Here is a 12,263-nt window from a genome sequence, read left to right as displayed (position 1 = left end):
ACCCCAGGACACCCGACCGGCTGTTTCGGCGCGTGTACCGGCCGGGTTACACCGACGAAACGTCGACGCGGACGACGAGCCCGCCCGTCGGCCGCGCCGTGAGCGCCAGGTGCCACCCGTGCGCCTGCACGATCGCGGCGACGATGGACAGGCCGAGCCCGCTGTGCCGGTGCGCACGGGGGCCGGGCGGGCAGCGCCGGAACGGTTCGACCAACCGGACAGCGTCGGACGCGGGCACGACGGGCCCCGAGTTCTCGACGACGATCCCGGCCGCGGACGTCGTGACCCGGACGAACCCGTCGTGTTCGTTGTACTCGACGGCGTTGCCGACGAGGTTGACGAGCAGCTGGTGCAGCAGCGTCGGCTCGCCTGCGACGATCAGGCCGGGAGGCCCGGTGTGGGCTGCGCGGACGAGGGTCACCCCGGCGTCGGCGGCGGTCCCGGACATCGCCACGATCACCGCGTCCGTCACCTCGTCGACGTCGACGGCCTGCGTCGCGCCGGCCAGCCCACGGTCCGCCTCGGCCAGGACGAGGAGCGACTCGACCAGGTGTTCGGTCCGCCGGTTCTGCTCCAGCAGTTCCTCGCGCGTCGCGCGGACCTCGCCGCGGTCGGCCGCGTCGTGCAGCCCGATCTGCACCGCGGCCCGCTGCACCGCCAGCGGCGTCCGCAGTTCGTGCGACGCCTGTGCCACGAAACGGCGCTGGCTCTCGAACGCCGTCTCGAGCCGATCGAGCAGGTCGTCCACGGTGCGGGACAACCGCCGCAGCTCGTCGTCCGGACCGTCGAGGGCGATGCGCTCGTGCAGGTTCGACGCCGTGATCCGGTTCGCGGTCGCCGTGATCCGGTCGATCGGCAGGAGCATCCTGCGGCTGACCAGCCACCCGACCCCGCCGGCCACGACCCCCGCGCCGCCGATGCCGATCGCAGACCACTGCCACTGCTGCACCGCGACGAGGCGGACGACCGACACCGCCTCCCTTGTGTCGCCGCGTGCGGAGCCCTCGCCGAGCGGCACCGGCCTGGACGTCGGGACGGACTGCGCTGGTGCAGCCCGTCGGACCGCCGCAGTGTCGAGTCCCGCACCCACGCCCGCCAAGGACATCACGTTGGAGAACACCACGACCCCGGTGGCCAGCGCCATCGCCGCGAGCGCGAACGTCCACGCGGTGCGTGCCCGGATGCTCCACAGCCCGGGCCGTCGTCTCACAGCGCGTACCCCTGACCCGGCACCGTCCGGATCGGGTCCGGGTCCCCGAGCTTCCGGCGGAGCTTCGACATCGTCACGCGGACCGCGGCGGTGAACGGGTCGGTGTTCACGTCCCAGACCTTCTCGAGCAGGTGCTCGGCGGAGACGATCCGACCGTCCGCGCGGAGGAGGGTCTCGAGCACCCCGAGTTCCTTCGAGGTCAGGTCGAGCGGCCGTCCGTCGCGCGTGGCCATCCGCCGGTTCGTGTCGACGACGAACCCCGCACGCTCGAGCACCGGGGCGACGGGTGCGACGCTCCGCCGACCGAGTGCGCGGACCCGGGCGACGAGTTCCGGGTACTCGAACGGCTTGGTCAGGTAGTCGTCGGCACCGAGCTCGAGCCCGTGCACACGGTCGCTCAACGTCGTCGCGGCGGTGAGCAGGAGGATCCGTGTGAGCGCGCCGCGCGCGGTGAGCCGCCGTGCGACCTCGTCGCCGTGCAGCCCGGGGACGTCACGGTCCAGCACGACGACGTCGTAGTCGTGCACCGCCAGCAGCTCGTCGGCGTCGTCGCCGCGGTAGGCGACATCCACCGCCATGTCCTGCCGGGTCAGGCCCGTCGCGACCAGGTCGGCGAGGGCCCGTTCGTCGTCCACCACGAGTACGCGCATCGATACATCACACGTGACGTACCTTTGCCGGACCTGGGAAGCGGATCAGGCGTCGAACGGCACCTCACCGTGGTCACTGACGCCGGCACGCTGCCGGTAGGACAGGTGTCCGCCGAGGTACCCGCCGACACTGACGACGGCGAGACCCGCGAAGCCGAGCAGCTTGCCGGCACCGTGGTTGCCGCGCTTCCGCTGCAGCCACGACAGGCCGTACAGCGACAGGCCGGTCCAGTTCACGGCCTGGTGCACCCATCCGGTGCGGAGCTGCTCGCGGTTCAGTTCGGACCAGTCGACGTAGCCGGCGACCGACGCGCTGCTCGCCGAGACGACCCCGACACCGACCAGGGTCTTGGCGGCCTTCGCGTTGCCCTTCCCGCCGACCAGGTCGAGCACCGCGGCGGAGATCCAGGCACCGAGGGGCACCTGCACCATGAGCGGGTGGATCGGGTGGCCGAACGGCACACCGTGCAACAGCTGGCGCAGCGCCTTCGGCTTGGCGAGGGCGTTCACGACGGCACGGTCGATGTCGACGGCCTTGTCGAGCACGCTCGCGTGCTCGACGGCGTCGGTGAGGCGACGGATCGCGCGGATCTCAGGCATGCCGTGGACGGTAGACGAACGGCCCGTCACCGGTCCCAGGAACCGGTGACGGGCCTCCTGTCCGTCGTGGTGGGCTACTCCTCGACGATCTCGGCCAGCTCGAAGGGCTCGACGGTCAGGCCGTCGCCGTCCGCGGCGACGTCCACCCGGACGGTGTCGCCGTCACGGACGTCACCCGACAGGATGGCGCGTGCCAACCGGTCGTCGATCTGCCGCTGCATCAGGCGACGCAGGGGCCGCGCGCCGTACAGCGGGTCGTACCCGCGCTCCGCGAGCCAGCCGCGCGCCTCCGGGGTGACGGCGAGCTCGAGTCGGCGGTCGGTCAGGCGACGAGCCAGCCGGTCGACGTAGAGCGACACGATCTGCCCGAGGTCGTCGGCCGTCAGGGCCTGGAACACCACGATGTCGTCGAGCCGGTTGATGAACTCCGGCCGGAACGCCTGCTGCACGAGTTCACGGACCGCCTCTTCCCGCTGCGCGTCGCTCAGGGACAGGTCCGTCATGAACTGCGACCCCAGGTTCGACGTCAGCACGAGGATCGTGTTCCGGAAGTCGACGGTGCGCCCCTGGCCGTCGGTCAGTCGCCCGTCGTCGAGCACCTGCAGCAGCACGTCGAACACCTCGGGGTGGGCCTTCTCGATCTCGTCGAGAAGGATCACCGAGTACGGACGGCGGCGGACCGCCTCGGTGAGCTGTCCACCGGCCTCGTACCCGACGTACCCGGGCGGAGCACCGATCAGGCGGGCGACGGAGTGCTTCTCGCCATACTCGCTCATGTCGATGCGGACGAGGGCCTTCTCGTCGTCGAACAGGAACTCGGCGAGCGCCTTGGCCAGCTCGGTCTTGCCGACGCCCGTTGGTCCGAGGAACAGGAACGAACCGGTCGGGCGGTCCGGGTCGGAGATGCCGGCGCGGGTGCGACGGACGGCCTCGGACACGGTGGTCACGGCGGTGCGCTGCCCGATGATCCGGCGGCCGAGCTCGCTCTCGAGGTGCAGGAGCTTCTCGGTCTCGCCCTGGAGCAGCCGGCCGAGCGGGATGCCCGTCCACTGCGCGATGACGGCGGCGATGTCCTCGTCGGTGACGCTGTCGTTCACCATCCGGTCGGCGCTCTCGGCCTGTTCGGCGGCGGCGAGCTCGGCCTCGATTCGGGGCTTCTCGCCGTACTCCAGCCGAGAGACGAGTTCGTAGTCGGCCTCGCGCTGGGCGCGCTGCGACCGCATGTTCAGGTCGTCGAGCTGCTGCTTGAGCTCACCGATGCGGTTCAGGCTCGCGCGCTCGGCCTGCCAGCGCTGCTCGAGCTCGGCCAGCCGTTCCTCGCGCGTGTGCAGCTCGTTGCGCAGGGTCTCGAGGCGCGCCTTGGAGGCGTCGTCCTTCTCCTGCTTGAGCGCGAACTCCTCGACACGCAGACGATCAACGTTCCGCTTCAGCTCGTCGATCTCGACGGGGCTGGAGTCGATCTCCATGCGAAGCCGGCTCGCGGCCTCGTCGATCAGGTCGATGGCCTTGTCGGGCAGCTGCCGGCCGGAGATGTACCGGTTCGACAGGCTCGCGGCCGCGACCAGCGCGGAGTCGTTGATCGTCACCTTGTGGTGCGCCTCGTAGCGCTCCTTGAGCCCGCGGAGGATCGCCACGGCGTCCTCGACGCTCGGCTCACCGACGTAGACCTGCTGGAAGCGACGCTCGAGCGCGGCGTCCTTCTCGATGTACTCGCGGTACTCGTCGAGGGTCGTCGCGCCGATGAGCCGGAGCTCACCGCGGGCGAGCATCGGCTTGAGCATGTTCGACGCCGCGACGGACCCCTCGCCGCCACCGGCACCCATCAGGGTGTGCAGCTCGTCGATGAACGTGATGACCTGCCCGTCGGAGTCGTTGATCTCCTTGAGCACGGCCTTGAGTCGCTCCTCGAACTCGCCGCGGTACTTGGCGCCGGCGATGAGGGCGGAGATGTCGAGCGAGATGAGTCGCTTGTCCTTGAGGGAGTCGGCGACGTCCCCGGCGACGATGCGCTGCGCGAGCCCCTCGACGACGGCGGTCTTGCCGACGCCGGGCTCGCCGATGAGTACGGGGTTGTTCTTGGTGCGGCGCGTGAGCACCTGGGAGACGCGCCGGATCTCGGAGTCGCGGCCGATCACGGGGTCGAGCTTGCCGCTGCGGGCGATCGCCGTGAGGTCGATGCCGTACTGCTCGAGGGCGGTCTTCTGTCGTTCTTGTGAGTCAGGAGCGCCCTGGAGGTTCGCCATGCGTTCCGTCCTTTCGTTGCGGTGGTCCTGGAGTTGAGTCTACTCCACTCAACTTACGTGCGCTCCGGGACATTCCGGATCCCGACGGCGCAGACGACAGCACCGGCCGCCAGCAGGAGCGCCATCACCACCATGGCCCGGTGCAGCCCGACGACGCTCACCTCACCGCCGAGCACCACGCCGGCCAGTGCCACCGTCACGAGTCCGGCGATCCGCGCGACCGCGTTGTTCACGGCCGAACCGGACCCGGCCTCGGACTGCGGCACCGATCCGAGCACCGCACTGGTCAGGGGCGTGACCATCAGGGCGATGCCCACGCCGATCAACACCAGTCCGGGGAACACCGACCACCAGTAGCCGTTCGGGTCGTCGCCGGCGAGCAGCAGCAGGAGCGCCCCGACCGCGCCCACCGCCGGCCCGGCGGCCATGAACCACCGCGGACCGTACCGACCGGCGAAGGACCCGACGGCGGTGGACAGCGCGAGCAGCATGATCGTCGGCGGCAGCGTCGCGAGGCCGGCGAGCCAGGCCGGGAACCGCCAGACCTCCTGCAGGAACAGGGTGACGACGAAGAACACCATGCCGAGCGCCCCGTAGATGGACAGCGTCGCGAGGTTGCCGACCGTGAAGTTCCGCGCCCGGAACAGCTCGAGCGGCACGAGCGGCGAACCCGTGGCCCGCGTCACCCGGAGCTCCCACGGCACGAACGCCACGAGTGCGGCGGCGCCGAGCACGAGCGCGCCGACCACCACGGGCGCACCCCACCCCAACCGCTCCTGCTCGATGAGGCCGAGCACGACACCGCCGACACCGACCACGGCGAGCACGGCCCCGACGACGTCGATGCGCGGGCGGACGGCGGGGTGCACGTCACCGGTGATGCGCAGGACCAGCGGGATCGTCACGGCGATCGGCACCGCGGTGAGCACGAAGACCCACCGCCACCCGATGCCGTCCACCACGAGCCCGCCGACCACGGGGCCGAGGATCGTGGCCGCGCTCGACCACGCCGTCCACGTGCCGATGGCCTTCGCCTGCGCCGCTCCACGGAACGCCGCGACGATGAGGGCGAGCGCGCTCGGCATGACGAGCGCCCCGCCGACGCCCTGCAGCGCCCGGGCGACGATGAGCACCTCGCCGGTCGGGGCGATCGCGCACACCACGGACGCGATGCCGAAGACCACGAGCCCCCACGTGATGATCCGGACGCGGCCGAACAGGTCGGACAGGCTGCCGGCGACCAGGATGAGCGAGCCGAGGGTGACCAGGTACGCGTCGACGACCCACTGCTGCACGACGAGTCCGCCGCCGAGCTCCTGCCGGATCGCCGGGAGCGCCACGTTCACGACGCTCGAGTCGAGTCCGACGACGAACGACGCCAGGACCGCCACCACCAGCACAATCCGCCGGTCGTCCCGGAGCGGGGCGACACCGCGGGGCACGGGGGCCGGAACGGGAACGGGAGCGGTCATGTGCTCATCCTGCGGCACACGGTGCCCGGCGGTCGATCCCGCACGACGAAGCCCCCGCGACCGATGTGGTCGCGGGGGCTGCCGACGGGACGGGGCTGGGTGTCCTAGCGCCGGGAGTCGGTGTTCGGCTGCGCGGTCGGCCCCGGGTTCAGGACCGGACCGGCGGCGGGCTCGGCGGGGACGTTCTGGACGGTGCTGTTCTGCACGGTGCCGTCCGGAGCCGTGCCGTTGGCCTGGGCCTGCGCCTTCTTCTCGTCATCGGACATCTCCTTCTTGAAGATGTTGATCGACTGGCCGAGGCCCTTTGCGAGGGCCGGGAGCTTGGTCGCGCCGAACAGCAGGATGACGATCCCGAGGATGATCAGCAGGTGAAGGCCGGTCAGGTTTCCGAGCATCATGACTCCTTGGTCTGGAACTGGTCGCCGTCCGCTGATCGTCGTCGATCACCGCGGCGGAAGTCCGTGTCCCCCCATCGTAACTCCCCCACCCCCGGATGCCCAGGCCGGTCCTCGGAACGGACACCGTTCGTCCAGGGAAGCGCTCCGGTCACCGCAGGACGCCGTCGATGCTCCACAGCACGGGCGCCTCGCGGAGCGCCGGGATGTCGGCCTCGGTCACACCGCCGAGCCGGAACACCACCCGCTCGCCGGGCAGCAGCGTCATGAACCCGCGGTCGACCGTGCCGTCGGCCGCGACCCGGTCCGGCTGCACCAGCAGGTCGCGGACGAGCGAGTCGGCCTCGACGGTCAGGTCCAGGCCGCCGTCGACCACCGCGAACGAGGTCCGGTAGCGCGCGGGCTCCCACCGCATCGCGGCGTCGGGACCGGGGGTCCAGACCGCGCGGCGCCAGTCCATGTCCGCGATGATGAGCTCGTTGGCCGGGTCGTCGACGACACCGACCGCCTCGGGCAGGGCGACGACCGCGACGCCGGCCGACGACAGCCGGACCGGCAGCGATGCCTCGGCCAGGATCGTGCCGGCCGTGGTGATCCGGCGCACCCGCACCACGCTGTCGTGCCCACCGCGCGTCGACCGCACGGCGACCTCGACGGGCGAGGAACCGAACGCGCCGGGCGAGACACCCAGCGAGAGCGTGTCAGCGAGCACACCCAGCTCGGCCGTCTCGCCGACCGCAGCCGACCCACCCGGGCGATCCGGGCCTCCAGTCGGCTCCGCAGCCGCCGCAGGCGACGTACCGACGGAACCGGGCGCACTCGACGTATCGACGGAACCGGCCGCACCGGCCGGACCGGGCGTCACCGACACCGACGACACCGGGCGGATCGTCAGCAGCACGTCGTCGTACAGCCGGCGCAGCTCGTGCGCCAGCGGCTTCAGCCGCCCAGCCGAGTCGATCGCCGACCACGACGACACCGGCCACAGGTCGTTCAGCTGCCACACCACGACACCCGTGTTGCGCGGCCAGTGCGTGCGCCAGTGCTCGATGCCGGTCGCGATCGCCCGGGCCTGCTGCAGCTGCGTCAGGTAGTGCCACGCGTCGAACGCGGCCGGGTCGACCGCGCCGAAACGCGGCTCGAGCCCGCGGGCCAGCTTGGCCATCCCGTCCGCCGCCTTCTGGTGGTGGACCACACCGGGCGAGTCGACCCGCAGCGGCGCGTCCGTGACCGCGTCACGCAGTGTGCGCCAAGCCGGCGGCGCCTGCCAGCCGAACTCGGACACGAACCGCGGCACCGACTCGCGGTAGGCGGTGTCGGGCAGCCGGTTCCAGACGTCCCACGAGTGGTGCGTCTCGTGGTCGACCTCGTTCGCGGGCAGCGACTCGGAGCCGGACCACGGCGACGCGACCGTGTAGAAGCGCGACGGGTCGACCGCGTCGACGATGGTCGGCAGCAGGTCGAGGTAGTAGTCCAGTCCCCAGCCCCGATCGCCCAGCTCCGCACCCCAGCCGTCGGCGTCGTGCAACCAGATGTTCTCGTTGTTGCCGTTCCACACCACCAGCGAGGGGTGGCGGGCGAGCCGGGCGACGTTGTCCCGCGCCTCGGCGATGACCTCACTGCGGATCGGCTCCACCTCGGGGTATGCCGAGCACGCGAACGGGAAGTCCTGCCAGACGAGCAGACCGAGTTCGTCGCAGACCTCGTAGAAGTCGCGCGATTCGTACACTCCGCCGCCCCAGACGCGCACCAGGTTCGTGCCGAGCGAGGCCGCGGCCGCCAGCCGGGACTCGAGCCGGGCACGGTCCACGCGCGAGATGATGACGTCGTCGGGGATCCAGTTGACGCCGCGGACGTCGACGAGCGTGCCGTTGACGTGCACGGCGAAGGGGCGGCCGATGCCGTCGACCTGGGTCTCGATGCGGGTGGACCGGAACCCGGTGCGGAACGTGTCGCGGTCGAGCACCTCGCCGTCGACGGTCTGCAGCTCGACCACGACGTCGTACTGCGGCTGCGAGCCGTAGCCGCGCGGCCACCAGCGCCGCGCCTCGGGGACGCGCACGGTGACGACGGTCTCGTCGTCCTTCGGGGTCAGCTGCGCGCGCGACCGCTGGCGCGTGGTGCCGCCGTCCTCGGTCTCGCCGCTCACGGTGACGACGAGCACGAGGTCGTCGTCCTCGCCGTCCTGGTCCAGATCGTTCATGCCCGAGCGCTCGACGGTGATGTGCGCGTCGAGCACGCCCTCGCCGGCCTCGACGTCGACGAGCGGGCGGACCTCGCGCAGGCGCGCGGTCGACCAGCGCTCGATCGCGACCGGCCGCCAGGGGCCGCTCGTGACCGCCGTCAGCCCCCAGTCCCACCCGAAGTTCGACGCCATCTTGCGGATGTACGGGAACGGCTCGTCGTAGGGACCGGGCATGCTGCCGGCCTTCGCGGCGACCCGGCCGGCCTCGCGGTAGGGCGACTCGAACAGGATCTCGAGGTCCTTCGTGGTGCCGCCCGACCCCGTCTGCACCCGTGCGTCGAACCGGTACCGGCGGTGCATGTTGCGGGTCGTGCCCACGACGACGCCGTCCAGGCTGAGCTCCGCGACCGTGTCCAGGCCGTCGCAGACCAGGTCGACGCGCTCGTGGCCCCGCGGGTCGACGTCGACCGTGCGGCGGTAGGCCCAGTCGGCGCGTCCGACCCACTTCGCAACCTGCTCGTTCAGGTGGAACGTCGGGTCCGGCAGCAGGCCCTCCCGCTCCAGGTCGGTGTGGACCTGGCCGGGCACCGTCGCCGGGATGGTGCGGCCCGCGACGCCGTCCGGCGCACCGGTTCCTCCGGCCATCGTCACGGTCCAGTCGTCGCGGAGTTCCTCGCGTTCGAGGGTCATGCGGGTCCTTCTCTTCGGCGGCAGGGTGTCCGTCAGCCTCGGTCGGGGACGTCGACCGGCGGTCCGACCCGCGGCCGGTTCCCACGGCCTGGAGGCTCGGCACCGGTTGCCCGGGCGTCGTCACGTCGCGCGCACGAACGGGTTGCGCTCGCGCGAGGGGTGCTCGGCGATGCTAGTACGGGATGCTTTCGGCAACCTAGGTGGTGACAGGGGCGGGTCGCGCGGGCAAGGTGGGAACGTGATCACCGTCGAACTCGCCAGGTCCCTCCGTGACGCCGGCCTCCGCTGGCACCCCGAGACCGGGGACCGGTTCGTGATCGACAAGCCCGGCATCGACGACGACGTCTACACGGTGTCCGAGATGACCGTCGAGCGGCACGACTCCCCCACCGGCACGATCCTCGGCTTCAACGGCACCACCGAGTGGGCGCTCGACTCCGTCACCGCCACGGAGTCGCTCTGGCTGCCCCGCGAGGACCAGCTGCGCGAACTGCTCGGGCCGTCGTTCATCGGGCTCACCCGGGTGCGGGTCGGCGGTCGCGTGGTCTTCACGGTGACGGCAACGATCGACGGTGCCGATCGCAGCTTCGCGTCCGAGGTACCCGCGATCGCGTACGGCCAGGCGCTGCTGGCGTACATCACGGCTGCGCTCGCCTGAGCTGCGCAGCCTGAGCGGCGTGCCCCGGGTCGGCGTTCCTGGGTGTTGGCGGAGCGGGCGCTGAGGGGCGTTTGGTTGCATGGACCCATGACCGTTCCGAACATCACCCTGAACGACGGCAAGACCATCCCGCAGCTCGGCTTCGGTGTCTTCCAGATCGACCCCTCCGAGACGAAGGCCGCCACGCTGGCCGCGCTCGAGGTCGGCTACCGCCACATCGACACCGCCGAGATGTACGGCAACGAGAAGGAGGTCGGTGAGGCGATCGCGTCCTCCGGCATCCCGCGCGAGGAGATCTTCGTCACCTCGAAGCTCAACAACGGCTTCCACGACCCGGAAGCCGCGCTGGAGAACGGCAAGAAGTCGGCCGACCTGCTCGGCGGCTACACCGACCTGTTCCTCATCCACTGGCCGCTGCCCACCGTCTCGGACTTCGTCCCGACGTGGAAGGCCCTCGAGGAGCTCTACCACGCCGGCACCGCCCGATCGATCGGTGTCTCGAACTTCCAGGCGCACCACCTGCACCGCCTGCGCGCCGAGACCGACGTCCCGCCGTCGGTCAACCAGATCGAGGTGCACCCGTACCTCGTGCAGGACGACCTCCGTGCCGTGAACCGCGAGCTCGGCATCGCGACCGAGGCCTGGTCCCCGATCGCGCAGGGCCTCGTCCTCGATGACGAGACCATCACCCGCGTCGCCACGTCGGTCGGCAAGTCCCCGGCCCAGGTCGTCCTCCGCTGGCACATCCAGCGCGGCGACATCGTGTTCCCGAAGTCGGTCACGCGTGCCCGCGTCGAGGAGAACTTCGCGATCTTCGACTTCGAGCTCTCGGACGAGGACATGACGGACATCACCGCCCTCGACAAGGGCCACCGCACGGGCCCCGACCCCGACACGTTCGACTACGTGCCGGCCTGATCGGTCCCCCACCGCACCACGTCGCGAGAGCCGTCCGGGTCAGCCCGGGCGGCTCTCGCCGTCCGTGGCCGGTCAGCGGTTGGTCGCGACCGAGGCCGTCACGGTGAACTTCGGGGTCCGGACGACCTCACGGGTCGGACCGACCAGGCGCGACAGCACCGGTCGGTAGCGCAGGTGCGTGTTCCAGACGCACCACAGTTCACCGCCGGCCTGGAGGATCGTGGCCGCGTTCCGGAACATCGCCTCGGCCGTGTCCGTGGTCACCGTGGTGTCCGCGTGGAACGGCGGGTTGCAGAGCACGAGCTGCGCAGACCCCTCGGCGAGTTCGTCGCCCGCGTCGGTCCGCAGCACCGTCACCCGGTCGGCCACGCCGTTGGCCTCCGCCGTCGCGCGCGTCGACTCGACCGCGATGCGGGACACGTCGGTGGCGATCACCCGCACCGACGGTCGCCGACGAGCGACCGCAGCCGCGATGACGCCGTTGCCGCTCCCCAGGTCCACGATCGTGCGCGCGGTCGGGACCGCCTGGTCCATCGCGTCGAGCAGCACCCGCGTGCCCTGGTCGAGCGACGTCCCGGCGAACACACCGCCGTGGGCGACCAGGGTCATGCCGAGGTCATCGACGTGCACCGACCGGGGCCAGGGGTTCGTCGTGGCGGCGCGGTTCGCCTGTGCGCGGAGCGGGTCCTGCGCGATGAGCAACCGGGACTTGCCGCGCCCCCGGGAAGCCGTGACCTCGCCGAACGAGCGCCGGAGCACGTCGTTCTGCGTCACGTGCATGTACTTGACGTTGCCGCCGCAGAGCAGCACCACGTCGGGTGCCGCGAACCGTGCGACCGCCCGGGCGATCTCGTCGAGCCGGTCGTGCGACTTCGACAGCCGCAGCACCACGAGCCGGACGTCGCGGAACGCGTCCTCGAGCGAGTCGGGGTGGTGGAAACCGCGCAGTCCGAACGTGCCCGCGTTGGCCTCGAGCGCGCGCTCCCCCACCAGGGAGTCCTGCACGACGCGGATGTCGCTCGCGCCGTACTGCGTGATGAGGCCGAGTGTCAGCACCCCATACCGGTCGTCGACGACCGCCACCTCTCCGGGCTGCCGGAGCGCGTCGCCGTGCACGTGCGGGGCTTCGTCGAGCAGGAACCGGTCGGTGCCGTCGATCGCGATGAGGTCCGGCGCGTCGTCGTCGCGTCGGCGGAAGAGGTCGGCGAAGTCTGGCACCGCGTCAGCGTACCCGGCGTCGTC

At 71.2% G+C, this 12,263-nt stretch carries 10 protein-coding genes; 2 read left to right on the top strand and 8 right to left on the bottom strand.

Annotated elements, in window-relative coordinates:
• Positions 1-46 precede the first annotated feature (46 nt).
• From DEJ29_RS02740 to DEJ29_RS02710, 7 genes are all read right to left on the bottom strand, one after another.
• Entirely contained in the window at positions 47-1,210 is a 1,164-nt protein-coding gene (locus DEJ29_RS02740; RefSeq protein WP_111094861.1) for a sensor histidine kinase, read from the bottom strand.
• Entirely contained in the window at positions 1,207-1,860 is a 654-nt protein-coding gene (locus DEJ29_RS02735; protein ID WP_111029730.1) for a response regulator transcription factor, read from the bottom strand. The genes DEJ29_RS02740 and DEJ29_RS02735 overlap by 4 nt, the downstream gene beginning before the upstream one ends.
• 45 nt (positions 1,861-1,905) lie before the next feature.
• The gene (locus tag DEJ29_RS02730) at positions 1,906-2,460 is read right to left on the bottom strand and encodes a DUF2231 domain-containing protein (RefSeq protein ID WP_071404319.1); all 555 of its coding nucleotides are present in this window, start codon (positions 2,458-2,460) and stop codon (positions 1,906-1,908) included.
• 74 nt (positions 2,461-2,534) lie between these two features.
• Positions 2,535-4,703 carry an ATP-dependent Clp protease ATP-binding subunit gene (locus tag DEJ29_RS02725; RefSeq protein ID WP_111039430.1) on the bottom strand — a complete coding sequence of 723 codons (2,169 nt, stop codon included), beginning with the start codon at positions 4,701-4,703 and terminating at the stop codon, positions 2,535-2,537.
• 53 nt (positions 4,704-4,756) lie between these two features.
• Positions 4,757-6,175, bottom strand: a complete 1,419-nt coding sequence (locus tag DEJ29_RS02720) for an MFS transporter (RefSeq protein ID WP_111094862.1) — start codon at positions 6,173-6,175, stop codon at positions 4,757-4,759.
• 104 nt (positions 6,176-6,279) lie between these two features.
• Positions 6,280-6,573, bottom strand: coding sequence for a twin-arginine translocase TatA/TatE family subunit (tatA, locus tag DEJ29_RS02715; RefSeq protein WP_414437193.1), 294 nt, complete (start codon positions 6,571-6,573; stop codon positions 6,280-6,282).
• A gap of 148 nt (positions 6,574-6,721) precedes the next feature.
• Entirely contained in the window at positions 6,722-9,445 is a 2,724-nt protein-coding gene (locus DEJ29_RS02710) for a glycoside hydrolase family 2 protein (protein WP_111094863.1), read from the bottom strand.
• A 238-nt stretch (positions 9,446-9,683) separates the two neighbouring features.
• On the opposite strand from DEJ29_RS02710, the gene DEJ29_RS02705 reads away from it, so the two are divergent.
• Together DEJ29_RS02705 and DEJ29_RS02700 are read left to right on the top strand one after the other, a co-directional pair.
• A complete protein-coding gene (locus tag DEJ29_RS02705) occupies positions 9,684-10,103 on the top strand; it encodes a pilus assembly protein CpaE (RefSeq protein WP_111094864.1) in 420 nt (139 codons plus the stop codon).
• A gap of 87 nt (positions 10,104-10,190) precedes the next feature.
• Entirely contained in the window at positions 10,191-11,021 is an 831-nt protein-coding gene (locus DEJ29_RS02700; protein WP_111094865.1) for an aldo/keto reductase, read from the top strand.
• 72 nt (positions 11,022-11,093) lie between these two features.
• Here the strand turns inward: DEJ29_RS02700 and DEJ29_RS02695 are convergent, their stop codons facing one another.
• Positions 11,094-12,239 (bottom strand): class I SAM-dependent methyltransferase, encoded by a 1,146-nt coding sequence (locus tag DEJ29_RS02695; RefSeq protein ID WP_071404391.1) that lies wholly within the window; start codon positions 12,237-12,239, stop codon positions 11,094-11,096.
• Positions 12,240-12,263: the final 24 nt, after the last annotated feature.

Origin of the sequence: Curtobacterium sp. MCPF17_021, assembly GCF_003234605.2 — a bacterium.
GTDB classification, from domain to species: Bacteria; Actinomycetota; Actinomycetes; order Actinomycetales; family Microbacteriaceae; genus Curtobacterium; species Curtobacterium flaccumfaciens.
Note: the sequence above shows the minus strand (reverse complement) of the source record. Positions and strands in the feature narration are given on the sequence as shown.